16 protein-coding genes are annotated in these 19586 nt (G+C 44.5%); 3 read left to right on the top strand and 13 right to left on the bottom strand.

Annotation, left to right across the window (positions count from 1 at the left end):
* Positions 1-56: 56 nt before the first annotated feature.
* From ACO0KY_RS05055 to pstS (ACO0KY_RS05010), 10 genes are all read right to left on the bottom strand, one after another.
* Positions 57-3626 (bottom strand): PAS domain S-box protein, encoded by a 3570-nt coding sequence (locus tag ACO0KY_RS05055; RefSeq protein ID WP_423044708.1) that lies wholly within the window; start codon positions 3624-3626, stop codon positions 57-59.
* The gene (locus ACO0KY_RS05050; protein ID WP_423044707.1) at positions 3626-4774 is read right to left on the bottom strand and encodes an FIST signal transduction protein; all 1149 of its coding nucleotides are present in this window, start codon (positions 4772-4774) and stop codon (positions 3626-3628) included. Before ACO0KY_RS05050 ends, ACO0KY_RS05055 begins: the two co-directional genes overlap by 1 nt.
* 112 nt (positions 4775-4886) lie before the next feature.
* Positions 4887-5966, bottom strand: a complete 1080-nt coding sequence (locus ACO0KY_RS05045) for an HD domain-containing phosphohydrolase (RefSeq protein WP_343068047.1) — start codon at positions 5964-5966, stop codon at positions 4887-4889.
* A 151-nt stretch (positions 5967-6117) separates the two neighbouring features.
* Entirely contained in the window at positions 6118-7413 is a 1296-nt protein-coding gene (phoR, locus tag ACO0KY_RS05040; RefSeq protein ID WP_186913577.1) for a phosphate regulon sensor histidine kinase PhoR, read from the bottom strand.
* Positions 7414-7678: 265 nt separating this feature from the next.
* Positions 7679-8365 (bottom strand): phosphate regulon transcriptional regulator PhoB, encoded by a 687-nt coding sequence (phoB, locus tag ACO0KY_RS05035; RefSeq protein WP_186913576.1) that lies wholly within the window; start codon positions 8363-8365, stop codon positions 7679-7681.
* Positions 8365-9084 (bottom strand): phosphate signaling complex protein PhoU, encoded by a 720-nt coding sequence (gene phoU, locus ACO0KY_RS05030; protein ID WP_186913575.1) that lies wholly within the window; start codon positions 9082-9084, stop codon positions 8365-8367. The genes phoB and phoU overlap by 1 nt, the downstream gene beginning before the upstream one ends.
* A 38-nt stretch (positions 9085-9122) precedes the next feature.
* A complete protein-coding gene (gene pstB / locus ACO0KY_RS05025; protein WP_423044706.1) occupies positions 9123-9902 on the bottom strand; it encodes a phosphate ABC transporter ATP-binding protein PstB in 780 nt (259 codons plus the stop codon).
* 13 nt (positions 9903-9915) lie between these two features.
* On the bottom strand, positions 9916-10788 hold the full coding sequence (gene pstA / locus ACO0KY_RS05020; RefSeq protein WP_186913573.1) for a phosphate ABC transporter permease PstA: 873 nt from the start codon (positions 10786-10788) through the stop codon (positions 9916-9918).
* Positions 10788-11720, bottom strand: coding sequence for a phosphate ABC transporter permease subunit PstC (gene pstC, locus ACO0KY_RS05015; protein ID WP_390311783.1), 933 nt, complete (start codon positions 11718-11720; stop codon positions 10788-10790). The genes pstA and pstC overlap by 1 nt, the downstream gene beginning before the upstream one ends.
* Before the next feature lie 223 nt (positions 11721-11943).
* Entirely contained in the window at positions 11944-12987 is a 1044-nt protein-coding gene (gene pstS / locus ACO0KY_RS05010) for a phosphate ABC transporter substrate-binding protein PstS (protein ID WP_186913572.1), read from the bottom strand.
* A 199-nt stretch (positions 12988-13186) separates the two neighbouring features.
* On the opposite strand from pstS (ACO0KY_RS05010), the gene ppk1 reads away from it, so the two are divergent.
* Together ppk1 and sixA are read left to right on the top strand one after the other, a co-directional pair.
* Positions 13187-15409 (top strand): polyphosphate kinase 1, encoded by a 2223-nt coding sequence (gene ppk1 / locus ACO0KY_RS05005; protein ID WP_423044705.1) that lies wholly within the window; start codon positions 13187-13189, stop codon positions 15407-15409.
* Positions 15409-15888 carry a phosphohistidine phosphatase SixA gene (gene sixA, locus ACO0KY_RS05000; protein ID WP_423044704.1) on the top strand — a complete coding sequence of 160 codons (480 nt, stop codon included), beginning with the start codon at positions 15409-15411 and terminating at the stop codon, positions 15886-15888. Before ppk1 ends, sixA begins: the two co-directional genes overlap by 1 nt.
* Positions 15889-15983: 95 nt before the next feature.
* Here the strand turns inward: sixA and ACO0KY_RS04995 are convergent, their stop codons facing one another.
* The 3 genes from ACO0KY_RS04995 to ACO0KY_RS04985 form a co-directional block, all read right to left on the bottom strand.
* Entirely contained in the window at positions 15984-16856 is an 873-nt protein-coding gene (locus ACO0KY_RS04995; protein ID WP_390311769.1) for a UDP-2,3-diacylglucosamine diphosphatase, read from the bottom strand.
* A gap of 2 nt (positions 16857-16858) precedes the next feature.
* Entirely contained in the window at positions 16859-17623 is a 765-nt protein-coding gene (locus ACO0KY_RS04990; protein ID WP_423044703.1) for a GNAT family N-acetyltransferase, read from the bottom strand.
* A gap of 174 nt (positions 17624-17797) precedes the next feature.
* Positions 17798-18280, bottom strand: a complete 483-nt coding sequence (locus ACO0KY_RS04985; protein ID WP_423044702.1) for a hypothetical protein — start codon at positions 18278-18280, stop codon at positions 17798-17800.
* Positions 18281-18463: 183 nt separating this feature from the next.
* Here ACO0KY_RS04985 and pstS (ACO0KY_RS04980) point away from each other — a divergent pair, with 183 nt between their 5' ends.
* On the top strand, positions 18464-19504 hold the full coding sequence (gene pstS, locus ACO0KY_RS04980) for a phosphate ABC transporter substrate-binding protein PstS (RefSeq protein ID WP_423044701.1): 1041 nt from the start codon (positions 18464-18466) through the stop codon (positions 19502-19504).
* Positions 19505-19586: the final 82 nt, after the last annotated feature.

Below are 19586 nucleotides of genomic sequence, written 5' to 3'. Positions count from 1 at the left end.
AAACTGTGATGCCGGCGGCACAATTTTGGAAGATAAATTGACCTAAAAAATGGTCGTTATTCAGAAGCCAGATTGGCGTAAGCATCCAGAAATTTTTTCAATTCCAGGGTCAACAGCTTTAATTCTCCAGCAATTTCAGTCAGTAATTCTGATGTGCCTTCGAAATTCTTATCCTTACCTTTCTGCTCTAACTTAAAAGCTAATTCCTCTATGGGATAAGCACAAAAATTACCCACGACGCCTTTCATCGTATGTGCGGAGCGATGTAAGAGTTCTGGATCCTTAGCTGTGACAGCATCAGAGAGTTCTGCAATATACTTATCACACACGTCAAGAAATGAATGTCCGATAATGTGAACAATCTCTGGATCCGCTGATTGCAAAGCATGTGCATAATCAAAATGGGGGAACTCCGCTGTGCGCTCATACGATACTTCAGTCATGTTTATATTCCTCTCTATTACCATCGGTGACGCGAGCTGCTGGTACTGACTCAAGAAGTTTTGCAAAAGTGCGGCTTTAATCGGCTTGGATAGGTAATGATCCATCCCTGCGTCAAGACACCTCTCCCAGTCACCGGGCATTGCATTTGCAGTCATAGCAATGATAGGTGTATGTTTGCGATCTTTTTGCTGCGCCTCTAACGATCTTATCTGTTGAGTTGCTTCTATTCCACCCATTTCGGGCATTTGCATGTCCATTAAAATCAGATCAAAATTTTCTTGCTGAAACTTCTCCAAAGCGACCAGACCAGTCTCAGCAAGCACAGCGGTATGGTTCCATTTTTTCAACAAAGACAAAACCAGCTTTTGATTGACCAGATTATCTTCAACTACCATTATTTTTAACGGTGCCAAGCCAGGCGATATTTCCGAAGCCGGTACTTGTTTTCTGACACCTCGTGACGCATTGCCGGACATAGCAGTAACAATTGAATCCAATAGCTCATGCTGACTAACAGGCTTAGTTACGTAATCTCGTATTCCCATATCCCGACATTTGCGTGCATCATCCGGTGACCCCGCAGAAGACAAGACGACGACTTTTTGCCGTACACAACCATTAACGGCTTGTAGCTCCTGTATAAAATGGAATCCATCCATCTCTGGCATGCAGACGTCGAGCAGAATAAGATCAAAACAATTTTCACCTGCTTGTTCGTCAGATAATCTCACCAAGGCATCAGCGCCGGAACTCACTGCAACCGGATGCATACCCCATTTTTTTAAAGTGTCTGAGAAAAAATGTCTGTTAATCGCATTATCGTCAACAATTAACACTCTCAAACCAGAAACATCTGGCACTGCAACTTCAGGTATATAGCCAACGCCCTCTTCAAAGCGAGCCGTAAAATAAAACGTACTCCCCTTACCGAGCACACTATTGACCTCTAACATCCCGTGCATACTTTGCACCAGGCGAGAGGAAATAGTAAGCCCGAGACCGGTACCGCCATATTTACGCGTCGTTGATGCATCTGCCTGGCTAAACGCACTGAAAATACTTGCTTGCTTATCCAAAGGGATACCAATACCGTGATCCGTCACCGAGAAGTAAATATCGAGCGATTCCGTGCTTTGATGGACAAGCTGAACGTCAAGGATAATTTCACCTTGCTCACTAAATTTAATGGCATTCCCAACTAAATTAGTAATAATTTGATGCAAACGCCCGGGGTCACCAAGAATAACATCAGGAATTGCACCGTCAATTTTATAAACTAACTCTATGCCTTTTTGAGAAGCCCGGATTGCCAACGCCTTAAGGCAAGAGGCAAGTAACTCCCGGATTTCAAAATCGATCTTTTCAAGTACTACTTTGCCCGATTCAATTTTGGAAAAATCCAAAATATCATTGATGATACCGAGTAAAGAATAAGAAGAAAATTTAACTAACTCGAGATATTCTCTTTGCTCAGGTGCAAGATAAGAATCCAAAGCCAGTTCGGTCATTCCTATGATGCCATTCATGGGCGTTCTGATCTCATGACTCATCATGGCCAGGAATTCACTCTTGGCGGTGTTGGCCGCCTCCGCATCTTCCTTTGCCTGTATCAATGCAGACTCAAATCGCTGACGCTCAGTAATATCACGACAAGAACCATAGATGCTGCCATCGGGAAGTAAAGCAGCATTTAACTCCACTGGAACTAATTCGCCATTTTTCTTTAATAGTAAAATTTCTATGCGTATAATTTTTTGTTCTAACAGGCGATGCAAGAAACTTTTTTGTATTTTTTCACGCTGTTCGCGAGGAAGTAAATCATAAATACTTTGACCAATTAACTCTTCCCTGACGTAACCTAACATATTGAGCGCAAGGTCATTCACATAGGTCCAACGCTCTTGTGTATTGGCGACAAACACTGCATCGGCGGCGTGATCAAGTAACATGCGTTGCTTAGTTTCACTTTCGCGTAGCGCCTTATCAGCTTTAATCCGACTGGAAACATCTTGAAAAGCTGCCACCGATCCAACAATAATGCCATGTTCAAAAATAGGCGAAACAACAATCGCAACCGGAAACAAAATGCCGGATCTGTGCTGAAAATACTCCAACTCTGATCGGAATACCTTACCCGCTGACACTGCCTGATCAATTGCGCAGTCTTTCATTTCCACACAGCGACCATCTGGTTGAATCGCGTGAATAAGGTCATGCATGCGCTGACCAAGTAGCTCAGAGGCGTGATAGCCGAGTATTTTTCCTGCTTCAGGATTTACGAACGTACAGAATCCTTTAGCATCGAGGGTATAGACGCCCTCCCCAAGGGTATCCATGACGTTTTGCAACAATTGCTGGCTAGTCTGAATTTTTTCACGTAAGCGTAACTGCTCAGTAATATCAGTGCGAATTGAGATGTATTGATAAGGCTGATTATCCTGATTCAGGAAAGGCACGATGGTTGCATTGGTCCAATAAAATCCTCCTTCTTTATCGACATTGCGGATTTCACCATGCCACACATTACCTGATTGAATGGTGTGCCACAGATTTTGGAAAAATTCTTTGCTGTGGAAACCAGAATTGACGATGCGGTGATTTTGACCGATCAATTCTTTCGTTTCAAATTTACTGATGGTGCAAAATTTTTCATTTGCATAGATCAAGGTGCCTTTTGCATCTGTGATGCTGACAATAGCATGCTGATCAAGCGCAAATTTTTGTTTTTCAACCTCTGCTAAGGCACGTTGAACATCTTTTCTGGCGTCGAGTAACTCGGTAACCAGGCCGGACAATAATTGCGACAAGCCTTCAAGACTACGATCATCATCAAGATGTTTACCCAATTGAGCAAGAACTTGATTGGTGGTATTGCGTAAAGTTACCAGCACCTGCTGACGTGCCTCAGCATCTTGCCGTAAGGTTTCATTGGCCTGACTCAATTCATTGGAACTCAACTCCAGACTAAGTTTTCCCAACGCCAAATCGCGATCGGCCTGATGGTAGGTTTCCTCGACATGCGATAAAAACTGCCGGAAACCTGCAAGCGCGTTTTTTGCTGAAGCACTGATTAACTCAGTAGACGCCAGCGTTTCAAATTCTGACAATACGGCTTCAAGTTGAACTTCATCTGCGATGCCAAGCAACCTTTTGTACTGACGTGAGGATAGCTTGTGTGGCATCAGCTTAACTCAGCCAAATAGGTTATGGTCATCGTCTGATTATGTAGACTACATGCTTCCAACTTATATCCGGGGCAAATCTCACCGTTCGAATAAAAACCACACAGGACTGTATTTTTTCCCAGGATGTCCTGAACAGCTTCAACCTCTTCGTCGACGCGTCCACCCATCACTAATTTTCGCCCTACACAACTAACCAACAAACCCAAACTCTGTCCACTTGGGCTTGGTAAGCCATCTACTGTTGCATGCGCTGCCATTTCAGCTCCATCGACCAAATCATTGGTATGCGCGTGCATTAAACGCAGGTAACCGTCGGGGTTAATCGCACCAGCTAAAATCAAACTTCCATCACCTTCGTTGATGCCAAGAATAGTGCGTATCTGCCCCAATGATTCGCGACTATCACCTAGCATTTCGAATGGGAATAACAAACCCGAACCAGGCAAATCCTTTGCATAGTCGCCCAAATAGCGCTTATACACATCGAGTGCAGGATTGCCATCAAGTTCATATAGAACGTTACCCACACATTTTGTTACTTTCCTGGTTGGACCAAAAGCCCTCCACCCGCCGAAGCTACCATGTGAGAACAGTAATTTTTCGCCTTTCAAGCCAATTGCTACGACATCAGACGTCGACACACCTTGAGGTGAAAGAATGAACGTTTTAGAAAATGCCCCATCATCACCAGCCAAACCACCGGTAACCGGCAAGCTGGTTCCAAGAACATTCACCAGTCCCTCAATCAAGGCGCTACCATTGATATTGACCCCTTGCCCGAACAACATAACCGCCTTTAAATCTGACGATTGCAATTGATGTGCCAATACCTTACCGGCCTGAAATGATGCATCCATCTCCTTGAGTTCAGCCGTTGCCACCTGAAAACTAGCTGATTCAAAATGTATTGCCGTAATGATTGATGTCGAATTGCTGACTACCGCGGAAGATATTTCCCCAGCCGTGGTGCAGCCGACCATTTCAGCTGCAGGAAATGCAGATTTCAGTATTCGAAAAAAATCCGGATGAGAAAAATGCTCAACGCAGCCAAAGACCAGTATCAACTGCGGAGAGATTTCTGCTAAGTGCGATAGCTTTCCAACGATCCCAGAAATATCCTGAATTGCGATTTGTGATATTTTCATATTCAGCTCACGAAATTGAGAGATTTGACGCAGACCATGATCTACATCGTTTTTGCATAGGGTATTGCCACAGACACGATAAATTTTGATAATTTTTGAGAAATCGAAACGATTACAAATTCCACTCAGCGCCAAAAGTTTTTTTGTCGTCGTTTTCTTCGCGGTAGCGATTTTTAATTTCGAGAATTTGTTCCAAGCCAGCATTAAAAGCTGCAATGCACTTAGGATCAAAATGATGTCCAGCACCTTCTTCGAGAAAAGCAAGGGCTTTATCTATCTCCCACGCTGCCTTGTAAGGACGTTCGGAAGTAAGTGCGTCAAATACGTCCGCAACGGCGACTATTCTCGCAAACAAGGGAATATCATCGCCTTTCAAACCACCAGGATAACCACTGCCATCATATTTTTCATGGTGAGCTAAAGCGATCACGGCCCCCGCATTTAACATCTCCGAGCTACTACCAGCAAGAATTTCATAACCCAGGCTAGCATGCCGTTTCATGATCGTGAATTCATCGACTGTGAGCTTGCCAGGTTTCAGCAAAATACTATCAGGGATACCTACCTTGCCAATGTCGTGCATGGGAGCGGCTTCCAGCAACAATTGCTGATCAGCTTCTGACAATCCAAGATGTTCGGCAATGATTCTGGAATAATTCGCCATACGCAAAATATGGGCGCCGGTTTCTGGGTCGCGGGAGTCTGCGGCTTTGGATAAACGGAAGATCGTTTCTCTCTCTCGAGCGCGAATTTCAGACGTGGCCTTTTTAACTTCAACGTCCAGCCAAATGGCACGGTCTTCAAGGAAACGTTGGCTTTTTCGCAGCGCCAACATATTTTTGGTACGTGCCAAAAATTCGATTTTATCAATAGGCTTGATCAGGAAATCATTTGCGCCAACATCTAAGGCTTGATAACGCAATGCCAACTCGTTATTGGCAGTAATCATCAACACGGGGATATCATGGCATCCGGGTAATTCACGGAAACGTCGTATAAACTCAACGCCATCCATGGTCGGCATCATGTAGTCGACCATGACTAAATCAGGGACATTACCAGCACACCAGAGCAAAGCAGGCTCAGGCTCTATAAAAGAAACAGAATTACAATTGTCTATTTTCTTTAGCAAAAGACACAACAGGGTCACGTTGATCTGCGCATCGTCAAGCACTAAAACGTTCATCTCCATTGAACATCCTCCCACGCCGAACCCAGTTCGCCAACGACCTGTTGAATAATCTCAAATTAGTTTGAGTGTACCGTATTTAGAACCCAGAACAAGCCAGGTATAACAAAATTTATATATTCTGGCATGCTTGAATAACAACGATTTTAAATTTTTAGGCGTCAATGACAATTGCCGGTGGGAATTGAACTGCAAATTTACTACCTTGATCAGGCACGGAATCAATGAATAAATTCGCGTTATGTCTCAATAAAACGTGCTTGACAATCGCCAAGCCCAAGCCTGTTCCCTGAGTTTCTCGCGAGCGGCTCTTATCGACGCGGTAAAAGCGTTCAGTCAATCGCGAAATATGCTCCGGACTAATTCCTATGCCATTATCGATCACCAGAAATTTAGGGCCTTGCGGGGCATTGCACCACTGAATCTGGATTTCACCGTGTTCTGGAGTGTAACGGATTGCATTTGTGACCAGATTGGTCAATGCGCTACGAATTTCATCGGTGCTTCCACGAATGTCCGGCCCCTGACAATCAAGCGTGATTTTGTGTCGGCCAGCAGAAAGTGCATGAGCTTCTTGTAAAATTTGCTCAAGCAGCCCCCGCATATTAATTGATTCCGTCCTCAACAGATGATCCATCGACTCGAGCCGTGTCAATGTCAGCATATCCTCAACCAGACGTTGCATGCGCTCGCCCTGTTCGGACATCAACTTTAAATGCGCATTTCTGGTCGGAATATCGAGATCCGGCTGCAATGAAGCAATTTCTAAAAAACCATTGATCACCGTCAAAGGGGTACGCAATTCATGCGAAGCGTTGGCAATAAAATCGCGCCGCATCATATCAATACGCTCAGACTCTGTAACGTCATGCGTGACCAGAATTTGCCGGCGGTTTTCAAATGGAATAATGTGTGCAATCAGCTTGCGGTCGCGGAATGATAAGGTCAAAGGAGTATCGTAGCGCCCCAGAATAATATAGTCCATGAACTCCGGACTGCGCACCAGATTGGTTACGCGCATACCCTTGTCTTTTGTCAGACTCAATCCAAGGTGGCGTTCAGCGGCGGGATTACACCATTCTAGAAACAGAACGTCATCCATAATCACCACGCCGTCAGGCAACAAGGTCATCGCCTGCCGGAAACGCGCTAACCACTCAGTGAGTTCTGTTTGATTTTTTTCGTCGCCACGACGCAATTTATACAATCTGGAAAAAATATCAGTCCATGCACCCCAGCCGTCTGGTAAGCGCGAACTAGTGGGATGATCGAGCCAGTCTGCCAATCGTTGCAGATAAAAGAGTTGCACCAGTACCAACGATGCCATTGCCAGGATACCCAACAACAAACCTATAACGGTACCCCACATATAGCAGGCAGCCGCAGTGCCCATTGCCACTAACAAAATACGTACTGAATTCGAAATCCAGAATATAAGGCGAGACGACATGTAATATCCCTGATATTTTTTTAATTGGGAGTATGGATAGAGAACTAAAAGAACAATATGTCTTCTTAAATAAGTCTTATCAGTCTGAATATCTTAAGATGTTAAGATTCAGAGGGATCGCAATGCATTCAACAATAGCTGGTAGATTGCATTAGTGCTCATCTACAATTTATCTACAACTCATCTACAATTCATCTACATCCATTTGAATGCGAACCAGGAGGATTTACAGTAAGCACAGCATCCTCCCGACAGAATTTTAAGATTACTTCTCAGACAACATATAGCCAACGCTACGTACTGTTTTAATCAAAGACTCGGCTGATTTCAAGACTTTTCTCAAACGCAAAACGTGTACGTCTACAGTACGCTCTTCAATCACCACGTGATCACCCCAGACTTTATCGAGCAATTGGCTGCGCGAGAATACACGCTCAGGATGTGCCATAAAAAACTTTAATAGTTTATATTCAGCATGCCCGATATCGACTTTTTGTTCTTCGATTTTCACTGTACAACTGACCGGATCAAGCACAACAGTTCCTGCAGTTAAAGCTGTCTGTGAATGTTCAGGGCTCTTGCGTCGCAAAAGAGCTTTAATGCGTGCAGTCAGCTCGCGCGGTGAAAATGGTTTTGTAACATAGTCGTCAGCGCCGTGATCGAGACCGGCAATCTTATCTTCTTCCATGCTTTTAGCAGTGAGCATGATGATAGGAATTTCATTGAACTGACGATCAGAACGAATTTTAGATAACAAGCGTAAACCGCTTTGGTCAGGCAACATCCAGTCCAGCAAGATCAGTTGTGGCGTACGACGCTGGATAAAATCCCAAGCGTCTGCCGTGTTGTTGACGGAAAATGTGTTCCATCCGGCGGCACGCAAGGTAAAGCTCACCAGCTCAACAATTGCAGGCTCGTCTTCGACGATTAATATTGTGGTATCAGCAGCCATTATCCGTTATCAACTTTTTGATCTTGTTTAATTGCGACATAATCAGAATGTCGGATATCTTTACCTTCAACGATATAAATCGTATGTTCAGCAATATTTTTTGCGTGATCTGCAATACGCTCAATGGCTTTGGCAACCCACAACGTATTCAGAGAAGATGTAATCGTGCTTGGATCTTCCATCATGAATGTGATCAGATTACGCATGATAGAACGGAAATCATTGTCAATAATTGCATCTTGTGCGATTAATTGCACCGCTTTGGCGTCATCCAGTCTGGCAAACGCATCCAATGAATGATGCAACATGTCGGCGACACTGCCAGCCAGCACGCGCACTGTTTCATAACCATTAAACATTGCAGTACCACGGCGATTAGCATGTGCCTCTTTGGAAATCCGAGCAATCTTCGTTGATTCATCACCAATACGCTCGAGGTCGGTAATCACCTTTCCTGTCGCCATTACTGTGCGCAAATCATTTGCTGCAGGTTGACGCTTAACAATCAGGTGGCTACACATATCGTCAAGGGAAACCTCAAGGCGATTGACTTCCAGATCAGATTGAATGACCGCCTCGGCCTGATCAGCATTACCAGTGCGAAAACATGACATCGCATCATGGAAATGACTTTCCACGAGCCCGCCCATTAACAATACCTTAGAGCGTATCGTCTCAAGGTCATGATCATATTGTTTTGAAGAATGTTCGCCAGTCAAGGTAGTCTCCTGAATTCTGTATCACTAAGGATAGGTTATTAACCGAAACGGCCGGTAATGTAATCTTGAGTTTCTTTTTTCACCGGATTCATGAAAATATGATCCGTCTCGCCAAACTCAACCAATTCGCCCAAATACATATAGGCAGTATAGTCAGAGCAACGTGCCGCCTGTTGCATGTTATGTGTCACAATGGCAATTGTATATTCTTCTTTCAACTCACTGATCAGTTCTTCGATTTTTACCGTAGAAATCGGATCCAGTGCTGACGTCGGCTCATCTAACAATAAGATTTCTGGTTTCACAGAAACGTCACGAGCAATGCATAAACGCTGCTGCTGACCACCGGATAAGCTCAAACCACTTTTATGTAATTTATCCTTAACTTCAGTCCAGATCGCTGCTTTTTTTAATGCCCATTCAACGCGTTCGTCCATTTCGCCTTTCGACAAATTTTCATAAAGACGCACACCGAACGCAATATTGTCGTAGACAGACATAGGGAAAGGTGTTGGTTTTTGAAACACCATACCAACTTTGGCACGCAACAAATTAATATCCTGATCAGCGTCCAGAATATTTTTACCTTTGTAGATAATTTTTCCCTCGGCACGTTGACCTGGATACAAGTCATACATGCGATTCAAAGTACGCAACAAAGTTGATTTACCGCAGCCTGAAGGCCCGATAAATGCCGTCACTTTTTTATCAAAAATATTTAAATTGATATCGCGCAAACTACGGGTAGCTCCGTAGAAAAAATTCAGCCCATCAATCTCGATTGCTTTTTTTTGTGTATTTGCTGGTGTAGTAGTCATATCGATGTCCAGATTAATGCTGTGATTTTTGATTAAATAATGTACGTGACAAAATATTCAGACCCAGAACGCTAAACGTAATGAGTAAAGCACCGCCCCAGGCAAGGTCACGCCAATTATCGTAAGGACTCATTGCAAACTGATAAATTACCACTGGCAAGTTTGCCATGGGCTTATTCATATTTCCATTAAAGAACTGGTTATTCAACGCGGTAAATAACAATGGCGCTGTTTCACCGGAAATCCGCGCAACAGCCAACAAAATGCCGGTAATCACGCCCGCTTTTACAGCACGCAAACGTATCATCAGCGCGACTTTCCAACGTGGCGCCCCAAGTGCAAATGCCGCCTCCTGAAGACTAGCTGGCACCAGACCCAACATATTATCAGTGGTGCGAACAACTACCGGAATCGCAATCAAAGAAATCGCAATACTCCCTGCCCAACCGGAAAAATGTTTGACGTTCGCAACGTAGATTGCGTACACAAACAGGCCAATAACGATCGACGGTGCAGACAACATAATGTCAGTAACAAAACGTGTAACGGCACCAAACATGCTCTTGTTGCCGTATTCCGCCAGATAGATACCAGCAAGAATACCGATAGGAGTGGAGATCAATGTAGCACTGCCGACCATCATAAAACTACCAACGATCGCATTCATCAAACCACCACCTTCGCTACCAGGCGCAGGAGTGCTTTCGGTGAACATCGCAAAATTAATTGCCGACACACCTTTAATTAACAATGTAAATAAAATCCACATCAAGAATGCGACGCCCAGTGCCATCGCTGCGGATGATAAAAAGATCCCAACTCTATGCACCCACAAACGGCGACGGTAGACCGGGTTATCAGGTGACTGTGTCAACGTGTCGTTCATTATTTTGTTCCTTCTTTACGGCTCAGACCCAACAACATTAATTTAGCGGCAGACAACACAATGAATGTGATCACGAACAAAATTAAACCCAACAAGAATAATGACGACACGTGTAGTGGTGTTTCAGCTTCCGCAAATTCATTCGCCAATGTCGATGCGATACTATTACCGGCGGCGAAAAGTGACCATGACAATTGATTCGCGTTACCGATCACAAACGTAATCGCCATGGTTTCACCCAAGGCACGTCCTAAACCCAACATGACGCCACCAACTACACCGATTTTGGTATAAGGCAAAACAATTTTGCGCACCACTTCCCATTTTGTACAACCCAGACCGTAAGCAGATTCTTTCAACACTGGTGGAACGACTTCGAACACGTCGCGCATGACTGAGGAGATGAATGGGATGATCATAATCGCCAAAATAATACCGGCAGACAAAATACCGATACCTATCATAGGACCTGAGAACATGGCGCCAATGACCGGTAAATTACCCAATGTCGCGTGTAAGACTGGCTGAATATATTTCGCAAAAAGCGGTGCAAAAATAAACAAACCCCACATGCCGTAAATAATACTTGGCACGCCAGCCAACAGTTCAATCGCAGTGCCCAATGGACGCTTGAGCCAGGCAGGGCAAATTTCAGTCAAAAACAAGGCAATACCAAAGCTGACCGGAAAGGCAATCAACAACGCAATGATAGACGTTGTGAGCGTACCAACAATCGCAATCAAACCACCGTATTTATCATTAACAGGATCCCACTCTACGGTAGAGATAAATGCCAGACCAAATTCCTGCATCGCAGGAATGGCGCGCATAAACAACGAGAAAATAATTCCAAGCAAAACCACCAACACAAAAGCGGCGAAACTCAGAGTTAATTTATGGAAAAAGAAATCTTGCCAACGTTGGCGACGCATCACTTTAGCCAGCTTTTCATCACTGAGTTGGTTACTTTGTGAGTAATCTGGACTGGAAATGCTAGGACTTGCTGAAGGTACGGTCATATTGACAGAGGACATTGGAGTTGGCATAGGTGCTTTTTCACTGAAAGGCAATTCAACACGGGTCGAATTGCCTTTGCAAGAATCGTTCAACTAAATACAAAAATAAAATTGACCACTAACTATGGTGAATCCTGATTTACCAGACAGCTTTACCAGATGCATCCTTGATATTTGCTTTCCAGCCTTCTTGGATTTGCTTCACCAGTGCTGGAGGCAATGGAACATAATCCAATTCAACCGCCATTTCTGCACCATTTTTAAAAGCCCAGTCAAAGAATTTCAATACTTCTTTTGCTTCAGCTGGTTTATCCTGAGATTTGTGCAACAAGATAAATGAAGCGCCAGTCACAGGCCAGGATGCTTTACCTGGCTGGTTGGTGAGCACCAAGAACATACCAGGCGCCTTCGCCCAATCAGCATTTGCTGCGGCGGCTTTAAAGCTATCATCTTCTGGCTCGACAAACTGACCATCTGCATTTTTCAGTTGTGTATAAACCATTTTATTTTTCTTCACGTACGCGTACTCAACATAGCCAATGGTGTTTTTGATACGCTGAACGTTAGCGGCAACGCCTTCATTACCCTTACCACCTAAGCCAACAGGCCATTTAACTGCCGTGGAAGAACCGATTGTAGATTTAAATTCAGGGCTTACTTTACTCAAAAAATCTGTCCACAGGAACGTTGTACCAGAACCATCAGAGCGGCGAACAACGGTAATATCTTCCGCTGGCAGCTTCAAACCCGGATTGATTGCAACGATCTCTGGTGCGTTCCACTTGGTAATTTTGCCTAGATAGATGGAAGCCAGAACCTCACCCGTCATTTTCATCTTGCCTGGTGCAACACCATCCAAATTTACGATAGGCACTACGCCGCCGATAATTGCCGGGAACTGAATCAAACCTTCCGTGTTCAATTCATCTGCCTTCAGTGGCATATCTGAAGCACCGAAATCAACGGTTTTTGCTTTAATTTGTTTAATACCACCACCAGAGCCAATAGACTGATAATTCAATCCGTTACCTGTTGCTTTTTTATAAGCATCAGCCCACTTTGCATAAATCGGATATGGGAATGTTGCTCCAGCACCAGTAATATCAGCAGCTTGCGCAACATTGATTGACGCTGCAACACCTACCATAGCAACTAAAGTTTTAATAACACGATTGATTTGCATATTCACCTCAAGATTCGATTGCAAGGGGGGATTTTCTAATGCCGCAACTCTACAATCCAATTATGACAATACGATGACTTCATGAAATATTTGTGAAATATTTAATTTTCTTATCACGTTTTTTGTCATAAAATTGTCATGCGAAGCAACTAAAATAAGGTCGTATATATATGCAAGCCTTTATGACAAGCAGGGAAATATGCCAAATCAAGAAGTAAATCCATCGACCGAAAATATTGTGACAAAAAAAACAACTCGGGAAGATGGGGCCGTCATTACCAATTCTGGTGAGCAAAAAAAGTCATCAAAAAACACCCCCCTTGCCACCACACAAGCGGCACCCACGGAACTATCAAGATCAGTGATATTTCTCGATCGTGAGATGTCGCAAATTGCCTTTAATTGGCGCGTTCTGGCACAAGCTGAAGACCGTACTATTCCATTATTAGAGCGCCTGAAATATCTTTGCATCGTTGGTAGTAATCTGGACGAATTTTTTGAAGTCAGAGTAGCCAGCCTCCTGGCGCAAAATACCGTGGATGGAGAACTAGTCCAGCATCCAAATTTTCAGGCCAGCCTCAAACGCATCAGTACCGAGTGTCATCAACTCGCACAACGTCAATACGAATTACTGAATCAAGAAATTCTGCCGCAATTATCCAAAAAAGGCATTAATCTACTGCGTCACTCTGAAAGAAATGAAGCGCAACGTGCCTGGGTAAAACAGTATTTTGAACGAGAAGTACGCCCACTTTTAACACCAATCGGTCTTGACCCAGCTCACCCTTTCCCGCAAGTCGTTAATAAGAGTCTCAATTTCATCGTTTCCCTCGCAGGAAAAGATGCATTTGGGCGCGGCACCGGAATTGCCATCGTGAAAGCACCGCGCGTGTTACCGCGGATTATACGGTTGCCAGATGAACTCTCTGAAAAGGGCATGTCATTTTGCTTGCTCTCTTCTGTTATTCACTCGCACATTGCCGACCTGTTCAATGGTCGCGAAGTGATTAACTACTCTCAGTTCCGCGTCACCCGCGATAGTGATTTATGGGTAGATGAAGAAGAAGTAAAAAACCTTCGTCAAGCTTTGCAAGGAGAACTGCAGACGCGTCAGTTCGGCGCCGCAGTCAGGCTCGAGGTTGCCAAAAACTGTCCCGACGATTTGGCACGCTTTTTATTGGAACAATTTTCACTCAGCGAAGATCGCTTGTATCCAGTCGACGGTCCGGTCAATATGGTTCGCCTCGGCGAATTGGTCGACCACGTCAAACAAGCTAATTTGCGCTTCCCTCCTTTTTCTCCAAAGGCGATTGCGAAATACTCTCACACAGATATTTTCACTCTGCTGCGCAAACAAGATATCTTATTGCACCACCCGTTCCAACCATTCCAGACGGTCATCGACTTTATCCGTTCCGCCTCGCTCGATCCTAGCGTCGTAGCCATCAAGCAAACCATTTATCGCACGGGAATGAACTCGGATTTGATGGAATCCTTGATTACCGCGGCGCGACTGGGCAAAGAAGTCACCGTCATTGTTGAATTAATGGCGCGCTTTGATGAAGAAGCGAATATTAATTGGGCAGATAAATTACAACGTGCAGGAGCACAAGTTGTGTATGGCGTCGTAGGACTCAAAACGCATGCCAAACTCGCACTTGTTATTCGCCGCGAAGAAGGCGGAATCCTGCGCCACTACGCTCATTTAGGAACGGGCAACTATCACCCGTCCACTACCCGTTTTTACACGGATTTTGGTTTACTTACTGCCCATCCAGCAATGGCGGCGGAAGTTAATGAAGTGTTCATTCACTTAACTGGCCTGACCAAACCAAAGAAATTAGATTACCTATGGCTGGCACCGTTTGCATTGCAGCCGCAATTAATCAAAGCGATACGAAACGAAGCGCGCATTGCCCGCGAAGGCCGCCCAGGCAGAATCATTGCTAAAATGAACTCCCTATCTGATGAATCTGTCATTCGCGCTTTATACGCCGCCTCCGCTGACGGGGTGAAGATAGACCTGATTATTCGTGGCGCCTGCACTTTGCGGCCTGGTGTGCCAGGATTATCGGAAAACATCCGGGTACGCTCGATCATCGGACGTTTCCTCGAACATAGCCGGATTTATTATTTCCGCAACGACCTGGCGCATGACATTTATCTGGCCAGCGCCGACTGGATGAACCGCAATTTGTTCCGCCGCATTGAAGTAGCATTTCCGGTATTAGACAAATCACTGAAAAAACGTATTCTTGCTGAAGGACTTGACCCCTATCTGAAGGATAATATGAACGCTTGGGTGCTCGACTCCAATGGCCATTACGAACGCAAGAAAGCACGCGGACAGCAAGCCAACTTCTGCGCCCAGCAATACCTGATGCAACAATTAGGCTCCCTATCAACTGCGGATAATGAATAATGGACTTAATACTCTGGCGACATGCGGAAGCCGAACCGGCAACGGAAGAAATCACAGATGAATTCCGGAAACTCACCGGCAAGGGATTAAAGCAGGCCAGTAAAATTGCTTACTGGCTTGACAGTACATTGCCAGAAACTTGTCGTATTCTGGTCAGCCCAGCTGTACGCACGCGCGATACCGCCGAAGCGCTGAATGCCAGTGGAAGAAAATTTAAGGTTGCACCTGAGCTGGCCCCTGACGCAAAAATCGAGGATGTGCTACGCCTGGTGAACTGGCCGAATAGTCGCGAACCAGTCATGATCATTGGCCATCAACCCTACCTCGGCCAAGTGGCGGGTGAGTTGCTCGGACACCCTTTACAAGAATACAGTATTCGCAAGGGCAACGTCTGGTGGATATCACAAAAACAAAGGCAAGGTGAAGAATTACAAACCTACCTTAAAGCGATCATGTCGCCAGATTTGGTTGTTAAGTAAAATATAGGTGACCAGCTAACCGAATTTATTTTAAGCATACAAAATAAAGCGCCCCAAAAAATGCTGGGGCGTTTTATTTTAGAAGACTTGTATTTTTATACCGCGATGCTTATTTCACCATCTATTTCAACATCCGCATCCATATCTCCAACTGGCAGATTTGCAGGAATAGCATGCATAATGTCATGCCAGGTTACTAAGCTCAATTGTCCCTGAGCATCCTCGACCAATGCCGATAAGCTCTCGACCCAGTCACCATCATTGCAATACAAAATGCCGTTAATGTCTCGAATTTCGGGCTTATGAATATGGCCGCAAATAATGCCATCCACTCCTTTTCTACGCGCCTCGTCAGCTAATGCATCCTCAAACTGAGTGATATAACTCACCGCATTTTTTACTTTTAACTTCAGATATTGCGACAGCGACCAGTAAGGCAAGCCAGCTCGAGCACGCCAGTTATTGAATACCTGATTGAATTTCAAAATTACCGTGTAGAGACTATCCCCAACATACGCCAGCCATTTAGCACAAGCAATTACACCGTCAAATCGATCGCCATGCAGCACCAACATACGGCGACCATCTGCCGTCGTATGAACCAGCTCATCTCTTACTTTAATGCCACCAAAATCCAAGTCGATAAACTGGCGGATAGACTCATCATGATTGCCAGGAACAAAAATAACGTTGGTTCCTTTTTTAGCCTTCTTAAGAACTGTTTGCACAACATTGTTATGCGTCTGGTCCCAGTACCACCGGCGTTTCAATTGCCAACCGTCAATAATGTCACCCACCAAGTACAGGGTTTCAGATTCAGTTGCGCGCAAAAACTCTAACAGTTTTGCTGCCTGACAACCGCTAGTCCCAAGATGCAAATCAGAAATCCAAATCGTCCGGAAGCGAGTAACATCTCGCTTCCCTGTTTTGTGCATTTTCTTGCTCAGGAACTGTTCTGCTGGCTTCACAATTACTGATCTCCTGTATTGTAATGACGCGCATAACGATCATCCAGATTCGCCAATGGCAACATCACAAACAAATCAGCACTATGGAAATCAGGATCCCATGCAGGATCTCCGCACACCCACGCGCCTGCGCGTAAATAACCTTTTAATAACGGGGGTATTCTCGCTTCGACGTTGCTAGTATCGATTTCGTCCAGTGGGAAAGGGACATGTGGTGTCACGCGATACTCTAAGGGACAAAAGTCTTTTTCAGTCAAGCTACGATAAATCGCAGCGGCATTCTGGCCGCCGTCAGTAAGGCTGATACTTGCACAACCAATCAAATGCGAACAACGTTCACGACGCATATAAGCTGCCAGGCCTGCCCACAGCAGCATAATCACAGCGCCGCTACGATAATCCGGGTGAATGCAAGCACGCCCCGCTTCAGCAATAGAATGACGAACGTTTTGCAGTCGGGACAGATCAAATTCGGTTTCCGAGTAATAGCGACCAATTTCACGCGCGGCGTTAGGCCCCAAAATCCGATAAGTGCCGACTACCTTCAGTGTTTTGGTGTCACGCACAATTAAATGGTCGCAATGAGCATCAAACTCGTCTTTATCCAGACCATCTGGATTGGATAGGGCTGATAAGCCCATACTTTCAATGAATACTTTGTAGCGCAAACGCTGCACTTCTCTCACTTCTTCTGGCGTCGTCGCCAGGCTTAGATTGAGTTTGGAAAAACTGGGATTAGCATCCGCGGGTATCGTGAGTAATCGCATTCATCGTCCTTGTTATGTCTCAAGATGTCGTTGGTTCAACGAACGAAGAATAGAGGACGATTACTTCAACAAGATGACAGATTCATGTCGGTTTTATGACAAACAAAAAAACAACAAGCCTTCAAAACAGAAAATGTCTTGAAGGCTTTTCAGAAAAAAACTCTGAACAAAATATTATTTTTCTTTTTTCGGGCGACCTGCTTTCAGAGGCGCCAACTCGCTAATGAGTTTTTTCAACGCAGGCACATCAGTTTTATTTAACAATGCCAAACCTATGCGCAATAACTGACTTTTCTTGACTTCAACACCCGCTTTCAGGCATGCGCGTTTAACGTGCCCCAATACAGCGTATTCAGCCTCTGGCATAGTGAAACTATCCCGTATTAACTTGGCTTTTTTTACCTTGTCGACAATTTCAACTGCCGATTTAGGCACATCAGCTTTCGCCGCGACTCTTCTGACAGTTGACTTGGCAACGCCATTTGCTTTTGCTATTGGTTTTTCCTGCGCATTTTTTTTCTCAGAAGCAACAACAGGCTTCTTTGCAACGACTTTTTTTGCCACAGGTGCTTTTACAGCTGCAACCTTCACTGCAGATACTTTTGCTACTGTTGCTTTTGCTATCGGTGCTTCTTTTTTGCTTGTAACGGTTGCCATTTGAGCCTCCAAGTTAAATGCGTATAAACAATATAAACAATATGTGCATAAACAACAAGGCTTAAGCATAACCGCATCAGATGACAAGCACATTACCAAAAATACACTCAAGCAATTCATTTACTGTCATGCGATAATCGCGCCGACAATTCTGCCACTATTGCTTTTTATTATCAAAAACCTATGAAATATTCATACTACCTACTCTCTGTTGCCCTATTGCTTACGCAATCAGTACAGGCTATCGAATTACATGGTGCAGGATCCTCTGCTGCTGCACCACTGTATAAGATATGGGCGGAAGCATATGCTAAAAATGTTGACAGTAATATCGTTTATGAGGCATCTGGTTCGTCTTCTGGTATAAAAAAGATAAAAGAAAGCAGCATAGACTTTGGTGCAAGTGATGTTGCTTTACCACAGGCAGATTTGAAAAAATTCAAACTTATCCAATTTCCATCGGCAATTTCTGGCGTAGCGGTCGTCATCAACCTGCCCGGTTTAAAATCAGGTGATGTAAAACTAAATGGCGACATCGTCGCTAAAATTTTCTCAGGCCAAATCGACCAATGGAACGACCCCGCAATTGTTGCATTGAACCCGAACACCCGCTTACCATCAAAAACAATTTTGCCTCAGGTGCGTCAAGATGGATCAGGCACTACCTACAACTTCACAGATTATCTCTGCAAAGTAAGTAAAGCATGGCAATCTGGATTCGGCAAAAACTTCACTATTACGTGGGATCCCAAATTTACTCAAGTCAAAGGTAGTGGCGGAATTTCTGCTGCGGTTCGTAAAAATCCTTACACCATCAGCTACATCGATTACAACTATGTGCTCCAAGATAAACTCGATGTGGTGCAAATTCAGAACCGCGATGGACGTTTCGTGATGCCTTCGCCTGAAGGTTTTTCAGCTGCATTAGCGGCAAGCAATTGGAAAGCGCAGGGGACGTTTGAAGAAATGTTGACCGATAAGGCAGGTCCAAAAACGTGGCCGATTACTATGGGCACCTTCATTATTCTGCAACAGGCGGCCAAAAATATCGACAAATCAACTGCAACCTTGAAGTTCTTTACTTGGGCATTTATGAATGGCGATCGTTTCGTTAATACCGTTGACTTTGTACGCCTTCCAGATCCGGTACAAGCCCGCGTGTTTAAGGAAATGACCACTGTAACCGATACAACAGGCGTTCCATTGAAGTGGAGTCTGCAATAAGCTGATGCCATCCATACCCACTTAGGCTAAGTGAATAACAAAAAAAGGAGAGCGATAATTATTCGCCCTCCTTTTTTTTATT

This window comes from Undibacterium sp. Dicai25W (genome assembly GCF_049340505.1).
Taxonomy (GTDB): domain Bacteria; phylum Pseudomonadota; class Gammaproteobacteria; order Burkholderiales; family Burkholderiaceae_D; genus Undibacterium; species Undibacterium jejuense.
The sequence above is the reverse complement of the archived record's forward strand: the minus strand, read 5'-3'. Positions and strand labels throughout refer to the sequence as shown.